20 protein-coding genes are annotated in these 24299 nt (G+C 73.5%); 11 read left to right on the top strand and 9 right to left on the bottom strand.

The genetic code is table 11. The features are described 5' to 3' along the window. The first annotated feature begins 70 nt into the window (after positions 1-70). Together gltB and ABZY44_RS28945 are read left to right on the top strand one after the other, a co-directional pair. Positions 71-4639, top strand: coding sequence for a glutamate synthase large subunit (gltB, locus tag ABZY44_RS28950; RefSeq protein ID WP_356658883.1), 4569 nt, complete (start codon positions 71-73; stop codon positions 4637-4639). Further along, positions 4632-6092 (top strand): glutamate synthase subunit beta, encoded by a 1461-nt coding sequence (locus ABZY44_RS28945; RefSeq protein WP_356658865.1) that lies wholly within the window; start codon positions 4632-4634, stop codon positions 6090-6092. The genes gltB and ABZY44_RS28945 overlap by 8 nt, the downstream gene beginning before the upstream one ends. 213 nt (positions 6093-6305) lie before the next feature. On the opposite strand, the gene ABZY44_RS28940 is transcribed toward ABZY44_RS28945, so the two are convergent. Beyond that, positions 6306-9518 (bottom strand): AAA family ATPase, encoded by a 3213-nt coding sequence (locus tag ABZY44_RS28940; protein ID WP_356658863.1) that lies wholly within the window; start codon positions 9516-9518, stop codon positions 6306-6308. 128 nt (positions 9519-9646) lie between these two features. On the opposite strand from ABZY44_RS28940, the gene ABZY44_RS28935 reads away from it, so the two are divergent. From ABZY44_RS28935 to ABZY44_RS28925, 3 genes are all read left to right on the top strand, one after another. Beyond that, positions 9647-10327 (top strand): hypothetical protein, encoded by a 681-nt coding sequence (locus ABZY44_RS28935; protein WP_356658862.1) that lies wholly within the window; start codon positions 9647-9649, stop codon positions 10325-10327. 486 nt (positions 10328-10813) lie between these two features. After that, entirely contained in the window at positions 10814-12220 is a 1407-nt protein-coding gene (locus tag ABZY44_RS28930; protein WP_356658860.1) for a DUF1906 domain-containing protein, read from the top strand. Positions 12221-12289: 69 nt separating this feature from the next. After that, positions 12290-12814 (top strand): hypothetical protein, encoded by a 525-nt coding sequence (locus ABZY44_RS28925; RefSeq protein ID WP_356658858.1) that lies wholly within the window; start codon positions 12290-12292, stop codon positions 12812-12814. 15 nt (positions 12815-12829) lie between these two features. On the opposite strand, the gene ABZY44_RS28920 is transcribed toward ABZY44_RS28925, so the two are convergent. The 3 genes from ABZY44_RS28920 to ABZY44_RS28910 form a co-directional block, all read right to left on the bottom strand. Then, the gene (locus ABZY44_RS28920; RefSeq protein ID WP_356658856.1) at positions 12830-13348 is read right to left on the bottom strand and encodes a pyridoxamine 5'-phosphate oxidase family protein; all 519 of its coding nucleotides are present in this window, start codon (positions 13346-13348) and stop codon (positions 12830-12832) included. Between the two features lie 36 nt (positions 13349-13384). Further along, positions 13385-14113 carry a VWA domain-containing protein gene (locus ABZY44_RS28915; RefSeq protein ID WP_356658854.1) on the bottom strand — a complete coding sequence of 243 codons (729 nt, stop codon included), beginning with the start codon at positions 14111-14113 and terminating at the stop codon, positions 13385-13387. A 99-nt stretch (positions 14114-14212) separates the two neighbouring features. Further along, positions 14213-14803: a PadR family transcriptional regulator gene (locus ABZY44_RS28910; protein ID WP_356658852.1), complete on the bottom strand. Its 591-nt coding sequence runs from the start codon at positions 14801-14803 to the stop codon at positions 14213-14215. A 228-nt stretch (positions 14804-15031) separates the two neighbouring features. Between ABZY44_RS28910 and ABZY44_RS28905 the strand changes: the two genes are divergently transcribed. Both ABZY44_RS28905 and ABZY44_RS28900 read left to right on the top strand, forming a co-directional pair. After that, on the top strand, positions 15032-15763 hold the full coding sequence (locus tag ABZY44_RS28905) for a glucose 1-dehydrogenase (RefSeq protein ID WP_356658850.1): 732 nt from the start codon (positions 15032-15034) through the stop codon (positions 15761-15763). An 81-nt stretch (positions 15764-15844) separates the two neighbouring features. Beyond that, on the top strand, positions 15845-16186 hold the full coding sequence (locus ABZY44_RS28900) for a hypothetical protein (RefSeq protein WP_356658848.1): 342 nt from the start codon (positions 15845-15847) through the stop codon (positions 16184-16186). A gap of 14 nt (positions 16187-16200) precedes the next feature. Here ABZY44_RS28900 and ABZY44_RS28895 read toward each other — a convergent pair whose 3' ends face one another. From ABZY44_RS28895 to ABZY44_RS28880, 4 genes are read right to left on the bottom strand one after another with little or no spacing between them, the layout of a single operon-like run. Further along, positions 16201-17358 carry an acetyl-CoA C-acetyltransferase gene (locus tag ABZY44_RS28895; protein WP_356658846.1) on the bottom strand — a complete coding sequence of 386 codons (1158 nt, stop codon included), beginning with the start codon at positions 17356-17358 and terminating at the stop codon, positions 16201-16203. A gap of 16 nt (positions 17359-17374) precedes the next feature. Continuing rightward, positions 17375-18001: a TetR/AcrR family transcriptional regulator gene (locus tag ABZY44_RS28890; RefSeq protein WP_356658844.1), complete on the bottom strand. Its 627-nt coding sequence runs from the start codon at positions 17999-18001 to the stop codon at positions 17375-17377. A gap of 31 nt (positions 18002-18032) precedes the next feature. Then, on the bottom strand, positions 18033-18818 hold the full coding sequence (locus ABZY44_RS28885) for an SDR family oxidoreductase (RefSeq protein WP_356658842.1): 786 nt from the start codon (positions 18816-18818) through the stop codon (positions 18033-18035). Beyond that, complete coding sequence (locus ABZY44_RS28880; protein ID WP_356658840.1) at positions 18815-18976, bottom strand: hypothetical protein; 162 nt, start codon at positions 18974-18976, stop codon at positions 18815-18817. The genes ABZY44_RS28885 and ABZY44_RS28880 overlap by 4 nt, the downstream gene beginning before the upstream one ends. A 106-nt stretch (positions 18977-19082) precedes the next feature. Between ABZY44_RS28880 and ABZY44_RS28875 the strand changes: the two genes are divergently transcribed. Further along, positions 19083-20228, top strand: a complete 1146-nt coding sequence (locus ABZY44_RS28875; protein ID WP_356658838.1) for an acyl-CoA dehydrogenase family protein — start codon at positions 19083-19085, stop codon at positions 20226-20228. Continuing rightward, positions 20228-21283 (top strand): acyl-CoA dehydrogenase family protein, encoded by a 1056-nt coding sequence (locus ABZY44_RS28870; protein ID WP_356658836.1) that lies wholly within the window; start codon positions 20228-20230, stop codon positions 21281-21283. Before ABZY44_RS28875 ends, ABZY44_RS28870 begins: the two co-directional genes overlap by 1 nt. On the opposite strand, the gene ABZY44_RS28865 is transcribed toward ABZY44_RS28870, so the two are convergent. Further along, complete coding sequence (locus ABZY44_RS28865; protein WP_356658834.1) at positions 21276-22055, bottom strand: class I SAM-dependent methyltransferase; 780 nt, start codon at positions 22053-22055, stop codon at positions 21276-21278. The two genes, ABZY44_RS28870 and ABZY44_RS28865, sit on opposite strands and share 8 nt — an antisense overlap. Before the next feature lie 484 nt (positions 22056-22539). Here ABZY44_RS28865 and ABZY44_RS28860 point away from each other — a divergent pair, with 484 nt between their 5' ends. Then, the gene (locus tag ABZY44_RS28860) at positions 22540-22743 is read left to right on the top strand and encodes a cold-shock protein (RefSeq protein WP_112447913.1); all 204 of its coding nucleotides are present in this window, start codon (positions 22540-22542) and stop codon (positions 22741-22743) included. Between the two features lie 116 nt (positions 22744-22859). Beyond that, positions 22860-24299, top strand: a 1440-nt coding sequence (locus ABZY44_RS28855; protein WP_356658832.1) for a DEAD/DEAH box helicase, incomplete at its 3' end; no start/stop codon positions are given.

Below are 24299 nucleotides of genomic sequence, written 5' to 3'. Positions count from 1 at the left end.
GACGGGAGAGCCGATGCGTTCCGCATCCACGCACTCCGCGACCGGCCTCAGCAACACCGCCTGGTCGCCCATGGACGGTCGCCCCGCCCAGCAGGGCATGTACGACCCGCGCAACGAGCACGACGCCTGTGGCGTCGGCTTTGTGGCCAACCTCACCGGCGAGGCCAGCCACACGCTGGTCGAGCAGGCGCTGACCGTATTGCGGAACCTCGAGCACCGAGGCGCCACCGGCTCCGAGCCGGACTCCGGCGACGGCGCCGGCATCCTCTCCCAGGTCCCGGACGCGTTCCTGCGCGAGGCGGCCGGATTCGACCTCCCCGAGGCCGGCGCGTACGCCGTCGGCATCGCCTTCCTCCCCGCCGACGCCGCCGCACAGGCCGTCGCCCTGGAGCAGATCGAGGCCATCGCGGCCGAGGAGAACCTGACGGTCCTCGGCTGGCGCGAGGTCCCGGTCACCCCGGACCTGCTCGGCAACGGCGCCCGCGCCACCATGCCGGCCTTCTCGCAGCTCTTCGTGACCGGGGGCACCTCCCGGACGGAGTCTGGAGGAGGGAGCAGCGGCATCGAGCTGGACCGCACGGCGTTCGTGCTGCGCAAGCGCGCCGAGCGCGAGGCCGGGGTCTACTTCCCGTCGCTCTCCGCACGCACCATCGTCTACAAGGGCATGCTGACCACCGGCCAGCTGGAGCCCTTCTTCCCGGACCTCTCCGACCGCCGCTTCGCGTCCGCGATCGCCCTGGTCCACTCCCGGTTCTCGACGAACACCTTCCCGTCCTGGCCGCTCGCGCACCCGTACCGCTTCGTCGCGCACAACGGCGAGATCAACACGGTCAAGGGCAACCGGAACTGGATGCGGGCCCGCGAGTCCCAGCTGGCCTCCGGCCTGTTCGGCGAGGGCGCGCTCGAGCGGATCTTCCCGATCTGCACCCCGGACGCCTCCGACTCGGCCTCCTTCGACGAGGTCCTGGAGCTGCTCCACCTCGGCGGCCGTTCGCTCCCGCACAGCGTGCTGATGATGATCCCGGAGGCGTGGGAGAACCACACCTCCATGTCGCCGGCCCGCCGCGCGTTCTACAAGTACCACTCCACGCAGATGGAGCCCTGGGACGGCCCCGCCTGCGTCACGTTCACCGACGGCACCCAGGTCGGCGCGGTCCTCGACCGCAACGGCCTGCGCCCCGGCCGCTACTGGGTCACCGACGACGACTTCGTCGTGCTCTCCTCCGAGGTCGGCGTCCTCGACATCGACCCGGCCAAGGTCGTCCGCAAGGGCCGCCTGCAGCCCGGCAAGATGTTCCTCGTCGACACCGCCCAGAAGCGGATCATCGAAGACGACGAGATCAAGGACGCGCTGGCCGCCGAGCACCCCTACGCCGAATGGCTGGAGACCGGCGAGATCGAGCTCACGGACCTCCCCGAGCGCGAGCACATCGTCCACACCCACGCCTCGGTCACCCGCCGCCAGCAGACCTTCGGCTACACCGAGGAGGAGCTGCGCGTCATCCTCGCCCCGATGGCCCGCACCGCCGGCGAGCCGCTCGGCTCCATGGGCACGGACTCCCCGATCGCGGCCCTGTCCGAGCGCCCCCGGCTGCTCTTCGACTACTTCACCCAGCTCTTCGCGCAGGTCACCAACCCGCCGCTGGACGCCATCCGCGAGGAGCTCGTCACCTCGCTGCTGTCCTCGCTCGGCCCGCAGGGCAACCTGCTGGAGCCGACCTCCGCGTCCTGCCGCAGCGTCACGCTGCCGTTCCCGGTGATCGACAACGACGAGCTCGCCAAGCTGATACACGTCAACGCCGACGGCGACATGCCGGGCATGAAGGCCGCCACCCTCTCGGGCCTCTACCGGGTCTCGGGCGGCGGCGACGCGCTCGCCGCCCGCCTGGAGGAGATCCGCGGCGAGGTCGACGCGGCCATCGAGAACGGCGCGCACCTGATCGTCCTCTCGGACCGTCACTCCGACGCCGAGCACGCGCCGGTCCCGTCGCTGCTGCTCACCTCCGCCGTGCACCACCACCTCATCGCCACCAAGCAGCGCACCCAGGTGGGCCTGCTGGTCGAGGCCGGCGACGTCCGCGAGGTCCACCACGTCGCGCTGCTCATCGGCTACGGCGCGGCCGCGGTCAACCCGTACCTCGCCATGGAGTCCGTCGAGGACCTGCTGCGCGCGGGCACCTTCCTGTCCGGCCTCGAGCCGGAGCAGGCCATCAAGAACCTGATCTACGCGCTCGGCAAGGGCGTCCTGAAGGTCATGTCCAAGATGGGCATCTCCACCGTCGCCTCCTACCGCGGCGCCCAGGTCTTCGAGGCCGTCGGCCTGAACGAGGAGTTCGTCCAGGCGTACTTCCAGGGCACCGCCACCAAGATCGGCGGCGCCGGCCTCGACGTCATCGCCAAGGAGGTGGCCGCGCGCCACGCCAAGGCGTACCCGGCCTCCGGCATCGCGGCCACGCACCGCGCGCTGGAGATCGGCGGCGAGTACCAGTGGCGCCGCGAGGGCGAGCCGCACCTGTTCGACCCGGACACGGTCTTCCGCCTCCAGCACGCCACCCGCAACCGCCGGTACGACATCTTCAAGCAGTACACCGACCGGGTGAACGAGCAGTCCGAGCGCCTCATGACGCTGCGCGGGCTCTTCGGGTTCAAGAGCGAGGACCGCCCCTCGATCTCCCTCGACGAGGTCGAGCCGGTCGCCGACATCGTCAGGCGCTTCTCCACCGGCGCCATGTCGTACGGCTCCATCTCCAAGGAGGCGCACGAGACCCTCGCCATCGCCATGAACCAGCTGGGCGCCAAGTCCAACACCGGCGAGGGCGGCGAGGACCCGGACCGCCTGTACGACCCGGCGCGCCGCTCCTCCATCAAGCAGGTCGCCTCCGGCCGCTTCGGTGTCACGAGCGAGTACCTGGTCAACGCGGACGACATCCAGATCAAGATGGCGCAGGGTGCCAAGCCCGGCGAGGGCGGCCAGCTGCCCGGCCACAAGGTCTACCCGTGGGTCGCCAAGACCCGGCACTCCACCCCCGGCGTCGGCCTGATCTCCCCGCCGCCGCACCACGACATCTACTCCATCGAGGACCTGGCTCAGCTGATCCACGACCTCAAGAACGCCAACCCGGCCGCGCGCATCCACGTGAAGCTCGTGTCCGAGGTCGGCGTGGGTACGGTCGCCGCCGGTGTCTCCAAGGCCCACGCGGACGTCGTCCTCATCTCCGGCCACGACGGCGGTACGGGCGCCTCCCCGCTCACCTCGCTGAAGCACGCGGGCGGCCCCTGGGAGCTCGGCCTCGCCGAGACCCAGCAGACCCTGCTGCTCAACGGGCTGCGCGACCGCATCGTGGTCCAGACGGACGGCCAGCTCAAGACCGGCCGCGACGTCGTCATCGCCGCGCTGCTCGGCGCCGAGGAGTTCGGTTTCGCGACCGCGCCGCTCGTCGTCTCCGGCTGCGTCATGATGCGCGTCTGCCACCTGGACACCTGCCCGGTGGGCATCGCCACCCAGAACCCGGTCCTGCGCGACCGGTTCTCCGGCAAGCCCGAGTTCGTCGTCAACTTCTTCGAGTTCATCGCGGAGGAGGTGCGCGAGCTCCTCGCCGAGCTGGGCTTCCGCACGATCGAGGAGGCTGTCGGTCACGCCGAACTCCTCGACACCAGCAAGGCCGTCACGCACTGGAAGGCGCAGGGCCTCGACCTCGAGCCGCTCTTCTACGTGCCCGAGCTGCCCGACGGCGCGGTCCGCCACGCCCTGATCGAGCAGGACCACGGCCTGGAGAAGGCCCTCGACAACGAGCTCATCGAGCTCGCCGCCGAGGCGCTGAACGCCGACTCCGCCGAAAGCGCCCAGCCGGTCCGCGCCCAGGTCGCGATCCGCAACATCAACCGGACCGTCGGCACCATGCTCGGCCACGAGGTCACGAAGAAGTTCGGTGGCGCGGGCCTGCCCGACAACACCATCGACCTGACCTTCACCGGCTCGGCCGGCCAGTCCTTCGGCGCCTTCCTGCCGAAGGGGATCACGCTCCGCCTGGAGGGCGACGCCAACGACTACGTCGGCAAGGGCCTCTCCGGCGGCCGCGTCGTCGTCCGCCCCGACCGCGGCGCCGACCACCTGGCCGAGTACTCGACCATCGCGGGCAACACGATCGGCTACGGCGCCACCGGCGGCGAGCTGTTCCTGCGCGGCCGCACCGGCGAACGCTTCTGCGTCCGCAACTCCGGCGCCCTCGTCGTCTCGGAAGGCGTGGGCGACCACGGCTGCGAGTACATGACCGGCGGCACGGCGGTCGTCCTGGGCGAGACCGGACGCAACTTCGCGGCCGGCATGTCGGGCGGCGTCGCGTACGTCATCGACCTCGACCCGGACAACGTCAACGTCGGCAACACGGGCGCGGTCGAAGCCCTCTCCGACGCGGACGCCCAGTGGCTGCACGACGTGGTGCGCCGTCACGAGGAGGAGACCGGCTCCACGGTGGCCGCGAAGCTCCTCGCCGACTGGACCGCCGCGGCGGCCCGCTTCAGCAAGATCATCCCGACCACGTACAAGGCAGTGCTCGCCGCCAAGGACGCCGCCGAGCTGGCCGGACTCTCGGAGTCCGAGACCACCGAGAAGATGATGGAGGCGGCGACCCATGGCTGACCCGAAGGGATTCCTCACCACCCCGCGCGAGACCGCCCGCACCCGTCCGGTGGCCGAGAGGCTGAAGGACTGGAACGAGGTCTACGTTCCGGGCTCACTGCTCCCGATCATCAGCAAGCAGGCCGGCCGCTGCATGGACTGCGGCATCCCGTTCTGCCACAACGGCTGCCCGCTGGGCAACCTGATCCCGGAGTGGAACGACTTCGCGTACCGCGAGGACTGGACCGCCGCCTCCGAGCGCCTGCACGCGACGAACAACTTCCCGGAGTTCACCGGGCGGCTGTGCCCGGCGCCGTGCGAGTCCGCCTGCGTGCTCGGCATCAACCAGCCGGCCGTCACCATCAAGAACGTCGAAGTCTCGATCATCGACAAGGCGTGGGACAACGGCGACGTCACCCCGCAGCCGCCGGAGCGCCTGTCCGGCAAGACGGCCGCGGTCATCGGCTCCGGCCCGGCGGGTCTCGCCGCGGCCCAGCAGCTGACCCGGGCCGGGCACACCGTCGTGGTGTACGAGCGCGCCGACCGCGTCGGCGGCCTGCTGCGCTACGGCATCCCCGAGTTCAAGATGGAGAAGGTGCACATCAACCGCCGCATCGAGCAGATGCGCGCGGAGGGCACCAAGTTCCGTACCGGCGTCGAGGTCGGCCGCGACGTCACGGCCACCGGCCTGCGCAAGCGGTTCGACGCGGTGGTCATCGCGGCGGGCGCCACCGTCTCCCGCGACCTGCCGGTCCCGGGCCGCGAACTCAAGGGCATCCACTTCGCGATGGAGTACCTCCCCCTCGCGAACAAGGTCCAGGAGGGCGACTTCATGACGCCCCCCATCACCGCCGAGGGCAAGCACGTGGTCGTCATCGGCGGCGGCGACACCGGCGCGGACTGCGTGGGCACCGCCCACCGCCAGGGCGCGGCCTCGGTCACGCAGCTGGAGATCATGCCGAGGCCGGGCGAGGACCGCAACGCCAACCAGCCCTGGCCGACGTTCCCCATGCTGTACAAGGTCACCTCCGCCCACGAGGAGGGCGGCGAGCGGATCTACTCCGTCTCCACCACCCACTTCGAGGGCGACGAGGACGGCAACGTCCAGGAACTCCACCTGGTCGAGGTCGAGTTCGTCGACGGCAAGCTCACCCAGAAGCCCGGCACCGAGCGCGTCCTCCCCGCGCAGCTGGTCACCCTGGCGATGGGCTTCACCGGCACGGACCAGGAGAACGGCCTGGTCGCGCAGTTCGGCCTGGCGATGGACGCACGCGGCAACATCGAGCGCGACGCCTCGTACGCGACCAACGTCGACGGCGTCTTCGTCGCCGGTGACGCCGGCCGCGGCCAGTCGCTGATCGTCTGGGCCATCGCGGAGGGCCGCTCGGCCGCCCGCGGCGTGGACCGCTTCCTGACCGGCACCAGCGCCCTGCCGTACCCCGTCAAGCCGACGGACCGCTCCCTCACCGTGTAGCACGCGGCCGGCGCGGTACCCCTCCCACGGGAGGGGTACCGCACCGGGCCCCGCCGTACCCCCGGTGCGCCGGGACCCCTCATACGGTCCGTACAACGGTGTACGGAACCCCGACACAGCGCCCGCCACCTCCCCGACCAGGGCCGGCGGGCGCTGTGGCGTGTGCGGGGCCCGTCCGGACCTCCGCCGGCGACACCTGTCCGTGCGGGGCCCTCAGGGCAGCCGGCGGGCCGTGAGGGCGGCCAGGGCCGAGCGGGTGGTGACGCCCAGCTTGCTGAAGATGTGGTTCAGGTGGGTGTCCACGGTGCGCGGGCTGACGTAGAGACGCGCCGCGATGGCGCGGGTGGTCAGGCCCTCGGTCACCAGTACGGCGATCTCCTCCTCGCGCGGAGTCAGCCGGGGCGGCGCGGGCGCGGACGGCGGCCGCAGCGGAGCGGGTGACGGCGGGGGAAAGAGGTCCGCCAGACCCGTGAGGAGGTGCGCGCCACCCGCGGCGGCCAGGCTGCGGCCGCGGTGCCACTGGGACGCCGCCGTGGCCGGGTCGCCGGACCGCGCCGTGAAGGAGGAAGCGATCAGCAGGGCCTGGGACTCCCACAGGGTCGCCCCCGAGCGGGCGGCCTCCTCGGCCGCCCGCGCGTACCGGTCCGCCGCCGGCCCGGGCTCGCCGCGACCCGCCAGCACCTGGCCCGCGCTGCGCAGCGCCGAGGCCCGCTGCGCCGGCAGCCCGAGGCGCTCCGCGTCCGCGGCGGCCAGCGCGGACCACGCCTCCGCGTCGGCCAGGTCGCCGGTCGTGACGGCCGCGGTGACCAGGGCTTCCAGGAACAGCGGACGCATCGTCGGCTGGAGGCGGGCGAGCTCCGGTCCGCCGCCCGCCCGCAGCATCGCGGACCGGGCCCGGCGGGGGTCCCCGCCGTGCAGGGCGGTGTAACTCAGCACGCACCAGGCGAGCGAGGCCCACCAGCTGCTGCGCCCGCCGGTCAGCGCGACCGCCTCCTCGGCGACGGCCAGCGAGCCGCCGTCGCCCGGGGGCAGGGACACGAGCAGCACCTGCGCCTTGTTCGAGAGGACCAGCGCGAGGAGTTCGTCGCTGCCGATGCCTCGGGCGATGCTCTCCGCCTCGTCCACCAGCTCCAGCGCCGGGGCCGGCCGGCAGGTGTTCATGAGGACGATCGCCTTGCACAGCAGCAGGTGCGGCAGCAGGTGGAGGGGGACCACGCGGCGGGCGAGGGCCAGACCGCGCTCCGCGTGCCGCTCGGCGTCCGCGTACCGCTCCAGGTAGAACTCCGCCCAGCTCAGACGCGCCAACGGCTCGCACAGACCGGCCAGTTCGCGATCGGCCAGCGCGTCCACCTTGGCCCCGGCGCTGTCCGTCAGCTCCCGGGCCGTCACCAGGTCGCCCCCGTACGTCTCCCCGAGCGCGGTGATCGTCAGGGCCCCCGCCTCGGCGGGCTCGTCGCCGAGGCGCCGCGCCAGCTCCAGCGTGCGCAGCACGTCCTCCCGTACCTCCGGATACGGCAGCGCGTGCGGGGCGGAGGAGCCGAGTTCGAGCCCGAGGGCCAGCGCGTCGCCCGGTCGCGGAGCGGGCCGGCGGGCCAGCTCGCGGCGCAGCAGGGCGACCGCGGGCCCGTACTGCCCGAGGTGGCGCTCCATGGACGCGCAGAGGGTGACGGCGCTCGCGCGGAGCCCGCCGTCCTCCTCGTCGAGCCCGTCGGGACCGTCGAGGGCGCCACCGTCGGCCGCGTGGCCGTCGAGGGGGACGCCGCCCACGGGGGAACCGGGTTTCCCGGGGCGCGCGATCAGCTCGTGGAGCAGGTCCCGGCTGGCGCGCAGCTCCCCGCACACGCTGAGTGCCCGCGCCCGGCGCAGCACGAGCTCCCGCCGCCGCGCCCGGTGTTCCGGGGTGTCGGGCAGGACGCGCAGCACCGTACCCAGCCAGTGGGCGCAGCTCGCGGGGGCGGTGGTCTCCGACTGTCCGGCAGCCTCCAGCAGGACGGCGGCCGCTTCCGGGTCCCAGCCGGTCAGCGACCGCTCGACGTGGTGGGCCCGTACGGCGGCGGACGCGCCCGCCCCGGCGAGCGCGGCGGCGGCCCGCCGGTGCATGTCGGTGCGCCGCCCGTGCTCGGTGTTCTCGTGCACCACGGTCCGCAGCACCGGATGGCGCAGGGACCAGCTCCCGCCGGGGCCGCGCCGCACCAGGTCCCGGTCGGCCAGCACCCCGAGGTCCGCGTCGAGCCGGCGGGGATCGGACACCGCGAGGGAGGACGCGAGCGTGAGCGCGAGCAGCGGCGCGGTGGCGTGGTCGCCGAGCACGGCGACGGCCTCGGCCGTACGGCGCTGCGTGTCCGTGAGCGGGGTCAGCTCGTCGAGCAGCAGGGCGGAGAGATCGCCGGCCGGCGCGGCGGGCCCGGCCCCGTGCGGACCGTGACGCCGGTCCCGGCCGCTCCCCTCCACCTGGCCTGGGCCCTGACCCTGCCCTTGGAGCAGGGTCAGGAAATAGAGCGGGTTGCCCTCGCTGGCCGCGTACAGCCGGGCGGCGCGGGCGGGAGCCGTCCCCGCGGCGAGCTGCTCCACGCAGGCCCGCTCGCCGAGGGGGCCGAGGTCCATGCGCAGCACGGCACCGGTGTCGACGCCCCGCGTCAGCGCGGCGGCGAGGGAGGGGGAGGTCTGGCGGTCCCGGCGGGCCACGACGACGATCACGGGGGCGCGGGGCGGGTGGCGCACGAGGTGGTCGAGGAGCTCGAGCGAGGCCGGGTCGGCCCAGTGCAGGTCGTCGAGCGCGACGAGCAGGCCGCCGCCCGTGCTCCTGCCGGTCGTCCCGCTCGCGCCGTCCGTGCCGCGTACCCCCTCCGCAGACGGGCCGCCGGGTCCGGCCAGCGCAGCGAGCATCCGGGCGGTGGCGCGATGCACGGCGAACCGGTCCACCGGTGCGCCCGGCCCTCCGCCGAACGGCGAGGGGGCCCCGCCCTGATACGAGCCGGCGCCCGGGTACGAGGCCGTGTCCGGGTACGAGGCCGCGGCGGCGGCCGGATCCGCGCCCCCACCGGACCGCGGGCCGGACCCCGAGCCGGACCGCGAGCGGGGCCGGGCGCTTGTCGGCGGCGTCCCCCCGTGCACGACGGGGGCCACCGACGGGTCCGGTCCCCGCCCGCGCAGCTGCTCGGGGTCCAGGTCGGCGAACGCGTCCGTGAACAGATGGAAAGGAATGTGCCGTTCGTACTCGGCGGCCCGGCCGCGCAGGACCGTCAGCCCGCGTTCGCGGGCCCGCCCGCAGACCTCCGTGAGCAGCCGGCTCTTGCCCATGCCCGCCGGGCCCGTGAGATCGACGACGCGCGCCGATCCGGCGCGCCCGCCGGTCACCTCGCCGATCACCTCGTCCAGCCGGTCGATCTCGGCCCCCCGGCCGACCAGCGGAGTCCTGTCCGTCATGATGCCTCCCCGGATGTCCGATACCCGGATCGGGCGCCGGGGATGCGTAGGCGGTTCTACGGATGCCGCCGCCGGAGCCTGGCTGCGAGCATCGGAAGTGACCCGGCCGCGCCTGACGTGGAGGCCCGATGCGCCGATTACGTGTGTTCGCCGTTCCGTTCCTGACCCTCCCCGTGCTCGTCCTCGCCGGCTGTTCGAGCTCCGGCTCGGGCTTGGGAAGCCTCAGGTCCCTGCCGCCCGCCTCGCCGTCCCCGTCGGCCTCCGCCTCGCCCTCCGCCTCCCCGTCGGCGTCTCCGCTCTCCCTGCCCGCCACGCCGTGCACGGTCACGACGGGCCTGGACACGAAGGGGATGACCGCCTACCTCAAGGGGCTGCGCAGCAGCGAGCGACCGGCCCCCTCGGACTCCTCGGCCCTCTTCATGGTGGACAACGGCGTATGGCTGGGCCTCAGGAACTCCCAGCGCCCCTGCGAGGCGGTGCCGGTGAAGCTCAGTCACTTCCGGGTGGACATGACCAAGTCGCCGAGCTCGGCCGGCTACAAGTTCACCTACGCCCCCATCGACACCCTCACCCTCGCCGTGGGCCCGGGTGACGGCCTGGTCCGGGGGAGCGTGCCCCCGCCGCCGTCGGGCTGCGGCGGCACACTGTCCGTCCTGTACGTGGGGCAGGACCTCGCGGAGAGCGAGCTTCCGGAGCACCTGAGCCTGCCGAGCACGGACTCCACGCTGGACTGGACGCTGGTCGACGTCGACGCCGACCGCGTACTGGACGCGGTCTTCAAGCCGCCGCCGGGCGCGAAGAACTGCTGACCACGCCGGGGAGGCCGGCGGGGTCAGTGGGCCGGCGGCCTCGGGGAAGCCCGCCGGCGGGGCAGGGCGGGGCCGGTGCGCCGTGGGGGTGCGCACCGCTCCGCCGGCCCGTCCCGCCGGACGACCGCGCTCAGGCCCGAGAGCCGGCTCGAGGCGCCGGTGCGGGCCGCCGCGCCCAGGGGCCGGGGAAGGGGCCGCGCCCCCGCGAGGGCCGGCGGCGACCAGCGGCTGCGGACCGCCGAGCGCGCCGCCCGAATCGACGGGGCCGAGCTCGCCTCACTCGTGCGGGTGATCCACGGAGCCGGCCTCCGCGGCGACCGTTCCCGCTCGTCGTGCTCACGGACGAGGCGGGCACGGAGCGGATCGTCGCGCTGCCCGCCTCCCCGGACCAGCAGGAGCGGGGGATACCCGGCTGGGCCGGACGGGCCAGCGGCGGAACCTCTCCCCGGGGAGGAGGGGCCCCGCCTTCTGGTACCAGTACGTCACATGCCGCCCTCCCACACGCTGTTGAGCTGCCTGCTCGGCGCCGCGCTGCTCGCTCCCCTGCCGCTCGGGACCGCCGACGGCCGCACCACCCCCCACCCCGCCACGACCGACGGCCGCGCCACCCCCTACGCCGCCACGACCGACGGCCGCACGACCGACGGCCGTCCCGTCCCCGGCGGCCCCGGTGCCGGAGGCCGCACCGTCGACTACCGCGGTCTGCGCTTCACCGTCCCCGCCGACTGGCGCGTCGTCGACCTCGACCGCAACCCCGAGGCCTGCCTGCGCCTCGACCTGCCCACCCTCTACCTCGGGCACGCGGGCACGCAGGGTGACTGCGGGGCCGCCCGCGCCGTCGCCCCCCGCGCCGACACCCTGCACCTGGAACCCCTCGACGGGGCGCCGCCGCGCGCCGACATCCCGACCGTCCCCGCGGACGAGGGCGCCCCCCTGCCGAAGGTCCGGGGCGACAGCAACGAACTCCGCTACGCCCTGCGCCGCGCCGGGGTGATGGCCACCGTCTCCTACGGGGCCACGCCCGAAGCCGTACGCGGAGTACTCGTCCGGGCCCGATCGCTGACGGCCCCGCCCGTCCAGGGCCCCGGCCCTGCCCGGCCCCCGGTCTCCGCGGAACCGGCCGTCTCCGTCGGCCCCGGCCCCCGCAAGGCCGCCCAGGAGCCCTACCGGGGCGAGGGGTTCGACGCCTGCACCGCCCCCACCCAGCGGGCCATGAACGCCTGGCGGGCCGACTCGCCCTTCGGCGCGGTCGGCGTCTACATCGGCGGACGCGCCCGCGCCTGCGCCCAGCCGCAGCTCACCGCCGGATGGGTGACCCGGCAGATCGACGCGGGCTGGCACCTGATGCCGATCTGGGTCGGCCCGCAGCCCTGGCACAACTCCGGCACCGGACTCTCCACCGACCCCTCCGAGGCCAACGACCAGGGCAGGGCCGCCGCCGAGGGCGCCGCCCAGGCGGCCACCGCGCTGGGCCTGGCCGAGAACACGGTCCTCTACAACGACCTGGAGAACTACACGGACCGGGCGACCTGGGACGCCCCGGTCGTCGCCTACCTCACCGCCTGGACGGTCCGGCTGCACGAACTGGGCTACCGCGCGGCCGCGTACGTCGCGGCGAGTTCCGGGGTCAAGGCGCTGAGCGCCCACTACGACCAGGCCCCGGACAGCATGCCCGACGTGCTGTGGGTGGCCCGCTGGAACGGGGCGGCCTCCGTCGCCGACGCCGACCTCGGACTGCCGGCGGGCACCCGCCAGTGGGCGGGGGCGCGCCGGGCCCACCAGTTCCGCGGCGACCACGACGCCACGTACGGGGACGTGACGATCAACATCGACCGGAACTGGGTGGACGTCGACCCCGCCGCCCTGCCGCGGACCCGCCCGACGCGGCACTAGTGCCGTGGGACACGGGGCGGACGCCGGCGGCGCCACCGCTGTCGGTGCCGTCTTCTACGCTCCCCGTCCATGAGCAGCAAGAACTCCGGATCCGCCGCGCCCGCCACCCCCGAGGCCTGCCTCCCGCTGATCGACGGCCTCGCCACGAGGCCCTTCTCCGAGACGGTGTTCCAGGACGCCACCGGGGACGGCGGCCCGGACCACCTGATCCGCGTCCTGCACCGGAGCCGGGACTTCTGGGACGCCGAGGACCTGCAGGTGTGGGAGCAGGTGGACGCGGAGCTGAGCGCCTGCCTGGACGCCCTGATCGCGGTGTGCACCGCCCGCTGGGGCGATCCGCTCGTCGTGGACCTCTGGGCCGGGTGCGGGGACGAGTACGGGGACGACGCCGGGGACGACGTGCCCGAGCCGCTCCGCACCCTCGGCCAGGTGACCACGAGCATGCACGCCTGGCCGCTCCCCGGCGGCGACCGCTGGCTCGGCCTGGCCCTCGGCCAGGCCGACAAGGAACTCCCCATGGAACTCCTGGCCGCGGTCGGCCTGCCGGCCTCGCTGGACGGCGTGCGGGACGGCGGGTCCGCGGACGGCGCCTGACCCGGCGGACAGAACCTAGCCCGCGGTGTCCTCGCGGGCCGGCTCGTCGTCGTTGCCCCGGCGGACGGTGTGCAGGCCGCGGACCGGGGTCCACGAGCGGACCACCAGGTCCTCGCCCTCGACGCCGACGTGGACCACCTCCGTCAGATCGGCGCGGAAGAGGTCGAAGGGGTGCGGGCTGTCGTTCTCCTCAGCCTCCTCCGCGTACCGGTGGAGCTCCGGCTGTTCCACGATCTCCACCGCGCGCCCGGAGATCCGTACGTCCCCGTCGGGCATGGCCGCGCCCGCGCCCGGATTCGTGTGCAGGGCGAAGCGCGCGTCGCGCCGCAGGTCCTTCCCCTTCATCGAACCCGGCATCATGCCCAGCCACAGCTCGCCGCCGCGGATCTCGACGTTGAGTCCGGTCACGCGCGGCGAGCCGTCCTTGCGCAGGGTCGCCAGGACATGGTGCGGGAACTGTGCGAAGCGCGCCCGCACCGCCGCCGCGAATTCCGGTTCGGCCGTCTCGAACGCGGCCCAGTTGTTCGTCGTCATACGCCCATCAAAGCGCGGGGCACCGACCGGGGCGGATCAGGCGCGCACGATGCCCGCCGCACGGGCCGCCGCCAGCCAGGTCGGGAACTCCGCCACCAACTGGTCGTACAGGTCCGAGTCCGCGACGGCGCGCGGGTCCTGACCGGCGTGGAAATAGCCCGCGTTGTCCACCGGCCGCTTGTCGGGGACGGGGAGCTCGTCGAGCCGGCGCAGGAAGTCGAACTGCGAACTGCGCGTGTTCCCGAAGCCGACGAACTGCCAGAACATCGGCAGCCGGGCCGCCTTGCACAGGTACCGCTCGGCGGCGAGCTTGTTGACGGGGCCGCCGTCCGTCTGGAAGACGACGAGCGCCGGAGCGGCGGAACCCGAGTCGAGGTAGTGGTCGATCACCGCGTCCATCGCCGCGTGGTACGCCGTCTTGCCCATGTGGCCGAGCCCGGCGGCGATCGCGGTGACCCGTCCCGCGTGCGCGGCGAGGGAGATCTCCTCCAGCGCGTCGACGTCCGTGGAGAAGAACACGACGGGTACGCGGGCGTCGTCGTCCAGGTGCGCCGACAGCCCCAGCACCCGGTCCGCGAGGGCCTGCACGCTGCCGTCCTCGTAGTACGGGCGCATCGATCCGGAGTAGTCCAGGACCAGGTAGACCGCCGCGCGCCCGCCCTCCAGGCCCTGTTTGCGCAAGGAGACCCCGGCGCTCTTGTAGAGGCTCACCAGCGCCGGCGCGGTCGCCTCGACCTTGCGGAGATCTATCGCACTGCCCGTCATGGGCCCGAGGGTACGGCAGCCGGGCGGGCCGGGGCCCGTGAGGAACTCCGCCCGTGCGCCCCGCCCCCACTGCGGACTCCGGCCGCCCGTCGTCGGTCCTCAGCCCGCCGCGCCCCCGCGGCGGCTCTCCAGCTCCGCGATGTCGTCCAGCATGGCGCCCGCGAGGTCGCGTTCGGAGGCGTAGTACCGCTCCGCCCACTTGAGGGTGAGCGCCGGGTAGGCCCACGCGGTCTCTCCCTTCGCGCCCTCCGCGTCGGCCACGGCGCGTCGCCGCATCCCCTCCGCGAACTCCTGGTGCCGCACGAGGACTTCGCGCATCTGCTCCGGCTCCAGCAGGTGGCCGAGCCAGAGCCGCAGCATGGGCCCGTGCTTGAGCACCGGCGGGTCGACGGTCGCCTCGCGCGCCCAGGTCCGTACGGCCGCCATGCCCTCGTCGGTGATCCGGTACACCCGCTTGTCGCGCGTGCCGGTGTCCTGGGCGACCAGGCGCGAGGAGGCGTAGCCGGCCTTCTCGAGCCGCTTGAGCTCGCTGTAGATCTGACTGAAGGACGGGCTCCAGTAGAAGAACCGCAGCGACCGGTCCGACCACTTCTTCAGGTCGTAACCGGAGAGCTCCTCCCCGAAGGAGAGCAGCCCGAGCACCGCCCAGCTGGTCGCGGGGAGCGGGCGGTCGTTCGTGTCGTCTGCCACGCAGCGCAGTCTACGACCGGCCTTCGCGGGGCCTCTTCCCCCGCTCCAGCATGACTGCTAGACATATGCCTATTCGAAATCCAACGCCAGGTGCCGTGCGCGTGCGCGGCGGGGAGGTCCTCCGTGAAGTCCTCGATGCTCCACGACGTGCGGCTCGTCGGCCCGGCCCCCGGACGGACCGCCGGCGGAGGCCGGATCCCGCCCCTGCGCGCGCTGGAGGGCTGAACCGTGTCCGTCTCCCTCGACGGCAAGGTCGTCGTCATCACCGGCGCCGGACGCGGCCAGGGCGCCGCCGGTGCCCGGCTGTGCGCGGAGGCCGGCGCGCGGGTCGTGATCACCGACGTCCGGGAGGAGGAGGGCCGCTCGGTCGCCGCGTCGCTCGGCGACCAGGGCCTCTACGTACGCCACGACGTGGCCGAGGCCGACAGCTGGGCGGAGGTCGTGAAGGAGGCCGTACGGGCCTTCGGCACCGTCTCGGCGCTGGTCAACAACGCGGCGCTGTGGCGCACGGCGCACGTGGAGCGCCAGCGCCTGGAGGACTTCGAAGCCCTGCTCCGGGTCAACCTGCTCGGTCCCTTCCTCGGCATCCAGGCGCTGGCCCCGGTGCTGCGCGCCGGCGGAGGCGGCTCGGTCGTCAACGTCTCCTCCACCGCCGGGCTGACCGGTATCCCGGGCCACGCGGCGTACGGGTCGACCAAGTTCGGGCTGCGCGGGCTGACGAAGTCGGCCGCGCTGGACCTGGCGGGGGACGGGATCCGGGTCAACTCGGTGCATCCGGGGGCGATCGACACCCCCATGGTCAGCGAGGCGGTCGCGGGACGGGACTGGTCGCACGTGCCCCTGGGCCGGATCGGCCGGCCCGAGGAGGTCGGGGAGCTGGTGCTCTTCCTCTGCTCGGACGCGTCCTCGTACATCACCGGCGCGGAGTTCACGGTCGACGGCGGGCTGACGACCCGATGAGCATCGTGCCGAGGTCCCGCGCGCTGCCCGCCCTCGCGGGCCGCGACGTCCTGACGGGACGGGACCCGGCATGATGTGTGCATGTCGATATCGGTCTCCGGGGCCCTGACGCGCAACTGCCTCGCCCTCGGCGCGGAGTGCGCAGCCGCCCTGCTGCTGCGCGGCGACCAGCCGCACTGGCTGCCGGTGACACTGGTGCTGTTCGCCTTCGCGTCCGGACTGCCGAACGGCACCGACGCCGGCTTCGTCCACCGGACCCTGCTCGCGGCCGGCGCGCTGCTGATCGCGCCGGCCGCAGGCCACGCGTGGGACGCGCACGCGCCGCGCACGGACGAGACGGTGTACTGGGAGGCGCTGACCGCGGGCCTGGTCCTGGCCCAGACGGTCTCCCTCACCCGGCTCTCCCGGCGCCGGCGCCGCTGAGTGCGGCCCCCGGGCTACAGCCGCTCGATGATGGTGACGTTGGCCTGGCCGCCGCCCTCGCACATCGTCTGGAGGCCGAAGCGGCCGCCCGTGCGCTCCAGCTCGTGCAGGAGCGTCGTCATCAGCTTGACGCCCGTCGCACCCAGCGGGTGGCCCAGTGCGATCGCGCCGCCGTTGACGTTCACCCGCGCCGGGTCCGCGCCCGTCTCCTTCAGCCAGGCCAGGACCACCGGGGCGAACGCCTCGTTGATCTCGACCAGGTCGATGTCCGAGAGGGACATGCCGGTCTTCTTCAGCGCGTGGGCCGTCGCCGGGATCGGCGCCGACAGCATCCGGATGGGGTCCTCGCCCCGGACCGACAGGTGGTGGATGCGGGCGCGCGGCCGCAGCCCGTGTTCCCGCACCGCCCGCTCCGACGCCAGGAGCATCGCCGCCGCACCGTCCGACACCTGGGAGGAGACCGCCGCCGTGATCGTGCCGCCCTCCACGACCGGCTTGAGGCCCGCCATCTTCTCCAGCGTGGTGTCCCGGCGCGGGCCCTCGTCCGTCGCCACCGGTCCGTACGGCACGGTCTCCCGCTCGAAGCGGCCCTCGTCGATGGCGCGCAGCGCCCGTTCGTGGGAGCGCAGGGCGAACCGCTCCATGTCCTCCCGCGAGATCCCCCACTTCTCCGCGATCAGCTGTGCGCCGTGGAACTGGTTGACGGGGGAGTCCCCGTACCGGGCCCGCCAGCCCGCCGACCCCAGGTAGGGCCCCTGTGTGAGGCCCAGCGGCTCCGCCGCCTGCCGGGACGCGAAGGCGATGGGGATCATCGACATGTTCTGGGTGCCGCCCGCGACCACCAGGTCCTGCGTTCCGGACATCACGCCCTGCGCCGCGAAGTGCACGGCCTGCTGGGAGGATCCGCACTGGCGGTCGATGGTGACGCCCGGGACCTCCTCGGGGAGTCCCGCCGCCAGCCAGGCCGTCCGCGCGATGTCGCCGGCCTGCGGCCCCACCGTGTCGAGGCAGCCGAACACGACGTCCTCCACGGCGGCCGGGTCGATCCCGGACCGCTCGACGAGCGCCTTCAGGACGTGCGCCCCCAGGTCGGCCGGGTGGACCTCGGACAGGCCCCCCTTGCGCCGGCCCACGGGGGTGCGCACCGCTTCGACTATGTAGGCCTCGGGCATCGGAACTCCTCAGGGGTCACGTGCGGGTGGCGATGCCGTCCAGCACCATCGACAGGTACTGGCGGGCGATCTCCTCGGGACTGTGCTGGCCGCCCGGCCGGTACCAGGACGCCGCCACCCACACCGTGTCGCGTACGAAGCGGTAGGTGAGGCGGATGTCCAGGTCGGCGCGGAAGACCTCGGCGGCGACCCCCCGTTCCAGCGTCCCCAGCCACGCCTTCTCGAACTTGACCTGCGAGTCCGAGAGGTAGTGGAAGCGGGGCTGGGCGGAGAGGTGCCGGGACTCCTTCTGGTAGATGGCGACGGCGGCGCGGTGCCGGTCGATCTCCCGGAACGATTCGGTGACGAGGGCCTCGATGGTCTCCCTGGGCCCGAGACCGGCGGCGAGCACGGTGTCGTACCCCTCCCACAGCTCGGTCAGGAAGGCGGAGAGGATCTCGTCGAGCATCGATTCCTTGGAATCGAAGTGGTAGTAGAGGCTGCCGGCGAGCATCCCGGCGGCGTCGGCGATCTTGCGGACGGTGGTGGCGTTGTAGCCCTGCGCGGCGAAGACCTCGGCGGCGGTGTCGAGGAGTTCGCGGCGGCGCTCGGGCGACGCCGTCACCTGGGGCTTCTTCTTGGCTGTCGGCTTGTTCGTTGGCACGTGCCCATTCTGGTCATACGCGGGCGCCGGCCTAGGCGTGCTGACTGCTGACCGAGACGGTCTCGCCCGTCATGTAGGACGAGTAGTCGCCGGCCAGGAAGACGATGACGTTGGCGACCTCCCACGGCTCGGCGTACCGCCCGAAGGCCTCCCGGTCCGTCAGCTCGCGCAGCAGTTCCTCGCTGGTGACCTTCACCAGGTGCGGGTGCATGGCCAGGCTCGGCGCGACCGCGTTGATCCGTACGCCGAACTCGGCCGCCTCCAGGGCCGCGCAGCGGGTCAGCGCCATCACCCCGGCCTTCGCGGCGGCGTAGTGCGCCTGCCCGCTCTGGGCGCGCCAGCCGATGACGGAGGCGTTGTTGACGACGACCCCGCGTCCCGTGCCCGCGGCCCGGAACGAGCGCAGTGCGGCGCGGGTGCAGCGGAAGGTGCCGTTCAAGGTCACGTCGAGGACCCGGGTCCACTGGTCGTCGGTCATGTCGACGAGGTGCGCGGTCCCGCCGAGACCGGCGTTGTTCACGACGACGTCCAGGCCGCCGAAGGTCTGCTCGGCGAGCGAGAACAGCGCCTGGACCTGCTCCTCGTCGGTGACGTCGCAGGGCAGGGAGGTGACGCGCCCGGCGCCGAACTCCGCGGCCAGCGCCTCCTCGCTCTCCTTGAGGCGGCGGGCGTGCGCATCGCTGATGAGGACGCGGGCGCCCTCCTCCAGGAACCTGCGGGCGGTGGCCCCGCCGATCCCCGCCCCGGCGGCCGCGGTGATGACCGCCGTACGGTCCTTCAGCAGCCCGTGCCCGGCCACGTACTGCGGTGCGTTCATGCCCGTACCTCCTCGGGAAGGCCGAGGCGGATCCGCCCGGCGAAGGCCTCGCGCTCCCGGCCCGGCCCGCCGCGGCCGCCGGGGAAGGCGGACCCGCCGGTGAGGTGGGCCCGTGGCCGGCTCCGAACCCCGGTACGGAACTCCTCGACGCTGGTCATGACCGTACGTTAACCTACCAAACACTTGTTAGGGAAGCGTGTCCATGACCGCGGCGGAAACGCCCGGCGGCAGCCACACCGCCGCCACGAAGGAGGCGAACACCTGATGGACCTGAACCACTCGGCCGCCGTGGAGGCCTTCCGGGCCGAGGCCCGCGCCTGGCTGGCCGCCCACGTGCCGGCCACCCCCCTCCCCTCCCTGGAGACCGAGGAGGGATTCGCCGCGCACCGGGAATGGGAGGCGCTCCTGCACGCGGAGCGCTGGGCGGTGGTCTCCTGGCCCGAGCGCTACGGCGGCCGGGGCGTCGACATCGAACGGTGGCTGGTCTTCGAGGAGGAGTACTGGGCCGCCGGCGCCCCCGGCCGGGTCTCCCAGAACGGCATCAACCTCCTCGCCCCCACCCTCTTCGACCACGCCACCGACGCCCAGCGCGCCCGCGTCCTGCCCGCCATGGCGAGCGGCGAGGTGATCTGGGCCCAGGCCTGGTCCGAACCGGAATCCGGCTCCGACCTCGCCTCCCTCACCTCCAGGGCCGTGCGCACCGAAGGCGGCTGGCTGCTGACCGGACAGAAGACCTGGTCCTCACGGGCCGCCTTCGCCGACCGCGCCTTCGGGATCTTCCGCACCGACCCCGACGCCCCCCGGCCCCACCAGGGACTCACCTACCTGATGTTCGACCTGCGCGCCCCCGGGGTCACCGTGCGCCCCATCGGCCGCCTCGACGGCAAACCCGCCTTCGCGGAGCTCTTCCTCGACGAGGTCTTCGTGCCCGACGCCGACGTGATCGGCGAGCCCGGCCAGGGCTGGCGGATCGCCATGTCCACCACCGGCAACGAGCGCGGGCTCACCCTGCGCGCCCCCGGCCGCTTCCTCGCCTCCGCCGACCGCCTCGTAGGACTGTGGCGCAGCGCCGGGGACCCGGCGGACACAGCGCTGCGCGACCGGGTCGCCGACGCCGTGGTCGGGGCACGCGCCTACCAGCTGTTCACCTGGGCCAACGCCTCGCGCTTCGCCGCCGGCGAGACGATCGGCGCCGAGTCCAGCCTGAACAAGGTGTTCTGGTCCCAGTACGACATCGCCCTGCACGAGAGCGCCCTCGACCTGCTCGGCCCCGACGCGGAGCTCGCCGACGGCGCATGGGCCGAACCGTGGATCTTCTCGCTCGCCGGACCCATCTACGCCGGGACCAACGAAATCCAGCGCGACATCATCGCCGAGCGGCTGCTCGGCCTCCCGAAGGGCCGCCGCTGATGCGCTTCCTGCTCACGGAGGAACAGACCGACTTCGCCCGCACCCTGCGCGCCCTGCTCGGCGCCTCGCACGTCCCGGCCGCCGTACGGGCCTGGGCCACGGGCGACCACACCTCCGGCCGGGCGCTCTGGGCGCGCCTCGCCGGGACCGGCCTGTTCGCCCTCGCCGCGGACGAGGCCCACGACGGCATGGGCCTGCTGTCGGTGGAACAGGCGCTCGGCTTCGTGGAACTGGGCCGGGCCGGCGTGCCGGGCCCGGTCGTGGAGACCGCGACCGCCACCGTCCTCCTCACCCGGCTCGGCGACCGGACCCTGGCGAAACGCTTCCTCCCCGGGCTGGTCGCGGGAGAGACCACGGCCACACTGACCCTGCCGGCCGGGGGCCCGTACGCCCTGGACGCGGACGCGGCCACCCACCTCTTCACGGTGTCGCCGACGGGGGAACTGCGCCTGGCCGGCGCCACCGCACCGCCGCGGACCTCCACCGACCCCGCCCGGCGCCTCACCCTGCCGGACGGCGGCGGTGAGCTGCTCGCGGCCGGCCCGGCGGTCACCGCGGCGGCGGACGCCGCCGGGCACTGGGCCCGGCTGCTCACGGCCGCCCAGAGCCTGGGCGTCGGCGAGGCGCTCCTGGCGCGCACGGTGGAGTACGCCAAGCAGCGCACCCAGTTCGGCACGCCGATCGGCGGCTTCCAGGCGGTCAAGCACCGGCTGGCCGACACCCTGCTCGGCCTGGAGTTCGCCAGGCCGCTGCTCTGGGCGGCGGCGCTGTCGCTCGACCCCGCGGAGATCGCGGCGGCGAAGCTGACGGCCGGCGAGGCGGCGTACGCGGCAGCCATGACCGCGCTCCAGCTGCACGGCGCCGTCGGCTACACCGAAGAGCTCGACCTCTCGCTCTGGCTGCGCAAGGCCCGCCCGCTGCGCGACGCGTGGGGGACCCCCGCGCGGTGCCGGGCGGCGGTGCTTCAGGGGCGGGCGCGGGCGCACTGGCCAGGAGACGGCGCAGCGGGGGGCGGTGTGCACGACGACGACCGCCGTGCACCAGGTCTCACATGACGGCCACGCTGACGGTGACCACGTAGGGCTCCTCCACCACTCCGCCCGCGAAGAGCGGAAGCAGTCGCTCCCGCTCGGCCGCGAAGAATCTGCGGGTCCCGGCCTCGCCCAGCATCAGGAACGCGGAGTGGCTGGCCAGGTTCGCCAGGTGCGCCTCCAGCGGGATCCGCCGGGACCAGGGGACGGACCGCGTGGTGAAGCCGGAGTCGAGGCCGCGCGGGAGCGTGCGGAAGCCGACGGTCGCGCCGCCGGTCCCGCCCACCGGGCCGGCCGCGCCGCCGCCGGCCTCGAAGAAGGCGCGGATCCGTCCGCCCTGCTCCGCGACCCAGCCGACCGACTCGTCCAGGTCGTTCCACCAGATCGCCAGCGCCCCGCCCGGCCGCAGCACCCGGCGGACCTCCGGCACCGACAGGGCCGGATCGGTCCAGTGCCAGGCCTGCGCGTACGTCAGGAAATCGAACCCGGCACCCGCCAGCGGCAGCCGGTTCCCGTCCCCGCGCACGACCGGGATGTCCGGATGCCCGCGCCGGAACTCCGCCGCCATCCCGTCCCCGGGCTCGACGGCCAGCACCTCGGCTCCCCGGGCGCGCATCGGCGCCGTCCCGATCCCGGTCCCCGCCCCCACGTCGGCCACCCGCGCCCCCGCGAAACGGCGCCCGGCCAGCTCCTCGACGGTGTCGTAGAGCGCCTCGGGATAGCCCGGGCGGTGCTGCCCGTAGAGGGCGGCGGCGCTGTCGAAGGACCGGGCCCGGGAGCGGGGAGTCGTCGTCATGGGCGCATTGTTTTCGATCAAACGTCCCGAGGCCAGCCCTCCCGGGGAACGGCTGCGCCGCGCGGGCGCGCCGGGGCGGGGTGCCGCTCATGGCCGGGAACGCGCGGCCCACCGGCCGAACACGCCCCCCGGCTCCGCCGTCCGGGTGAATCTTCGTGCCGGGAGCGAACGGGTCCGCCGCGGCGTGGAGATCCGCCCCCCGGACGGGGAGCGGACCCCGGTCGCTCAAGCGGGACAAGGCTTCCGGGGCTCCGGGCGGCCCTCGCGCACGTGGGCGCGAAAGCGCGCGCGTGGGGCCGCGCGCGACGGAGGTCACAGGAGCGCCGCAACACTCCCCGGCGGACGTGTGCTAGCTTAGATCTCGTTGCAGTTGTGGTACCCATGAACTTTATGTGCGCCTGACGGGAATGCTCCGACAGGCGCTTTTATTGTTTTGCCGGAATCTCCGGATGGGGCCCTTTGCCGCCTATTCAGGAGATTCAAAATGGCACTTGGCACCGTGAAGTGGTTCAACTCGGAAAAGGGCTTCGGCTTCATCGAGCAGGACGGTGGCGGCCCGGACGTCTTCGCCCACTACTCGAACATCGCCACCCAGGGCTTCCGTGAGCTCAACGAGGGCCAGCGCGTGTCCTTCGACGTCACCCAGGGCCAGAAGGGCCCCCAGGCGGAGAACATCCTCCCCGCCTAAGGCAGTCAGCACGCCGGGGTCCGCACCGAGTAGGTGCGGGCCCCGGCTTGTCTGCTGTTTCGACCCGTTTGTGCATTTCTCAGCAGTACCTGCCGGTTTCAGGAGGGCTTTCTCGCATGACCAGCTCCAGCTCCGCACGACCCAGCCGCCGCCCCACCCGGGGTCGAGGTGCGGCCCAGGGACGTCCGAAGGCTGGCGCGGGACGGCAGAAGTCCGCACCCGTGGCCAGGCCCCAAGAATTCACCATGCCCGTCCCGCAGACCCCGGCCCTCGAGCCGGTGGCCGCGTTCGAGGACATGGACATGCCCGAGGCGCTGCTGAAGACCCTCGCCGCCCAGGGCGTCACCGAGCCGTTCCCCATCCAGGCGGCGACCCTTCCGAACTCCCTCGTCGGCCGTGACCTGCTCGGCCGCGGCCGCACCGGCTCCGGCAAGACGCTGGCCTTCGGCCTGGCCCTGCTGGCCCGCACCGCGGGCCGGCGAGCCGAGCCGAAGCAGCCCCTCGCGCTGGTCCTCGTACCGACCCGCGAGCTCGCGCAGCAGGTCACCGACGCCCTGGCCCCGTACGCCACGTCCGTGAACCTGCGCCTCGCGACCGTCGTCGGCGGCATGTCGATCAACCGGCAGGTCGGCCTCCTGCGCCGCGGCGCCGAGGTGCTCGTCGCCACCCCCGGCCGCCTCAAGGACCTCATCGACCGCGGTGACGCCGACCTCTCGCAGGTCGCCATCACGGTCCTCGACGAGGCCGACCAGATGACCGACATGGGCTTCATGCCGCAGGTCACCGCCCTGCTCAAGCAGGTCCAGCCCGAGGGCCAGACCATGCTCTTCTCGGCGACCCTCGACAAGAACATCGACAAGCTCGTCAAGATGTTCCTGACCGACCCGGTCGCCTTCTCCGTCGACCCGTCCGCCGGTGCGGTCAGCACGATGGAGCACCACGTCCTGTACGTCATGGACGAGACCGACAAGAAGGCCGTGGCCACGCGCATAGCCGCTCGCGACGGCCGGGTGATCATGTTCGTCGACACCAAGCGCGGGGTCGACCGCATGGTCAAGAAGCTCCTCGCCGACGGCGTCCGCGCCTCCGGCCTGCACGGCGGCCGCTCGCAGCCGCAGCGCAACCGCACCCTCGACTGGTTCAAGACGGGCGAGGTCACCGCGCTCGTCGCCACCAACGTGGCCGCCCGCGGCATCCACATCGACGACCTCGACCTCGTCGTCAACGTGGACCCGCCGGTCGACCACAAGGACTACCTGCACCGCGGCGGCCGTACCGCCCGCGCGGGCGAGTCCGGCAGCGTCGTGACGCTGGTCCTGCCCGACCAGAAGCGCGACATGACCCGCCTGATGTCGGACGCGGGGATCTCCCCGCGCACCGCGCAGATCAAGTCCTCCGACGAGGAGCTGGCCCGCCTCACCGGCGCCAAGGAGCCCTCGGGCATCCCGGTCGTGCTGGACGTGCCGCAGCCGCCCGCGCCGCGCCAGCGCTCCGTGACCGGGGTCTTCTCCTCGCCCAGCTTGGCCCGCACGCCCGTGATGTGGCCGGTACGGGGG

Origin of the sequence: Streptomyces sp. NPDC006544 (assembly GCF_040611715.1) — a bacterium.
Taxonomy (GTDB): Bacteria; Actinomycetota; Actinomycetes; order Streptomycetales; family Streptomycetaceae; genus Streptomyces.
The sequence above is the reverse complement of the archived record's forward strand: the minus strand, read 5'-3'. Positions and strand labels throughout refer to the sequence as shown.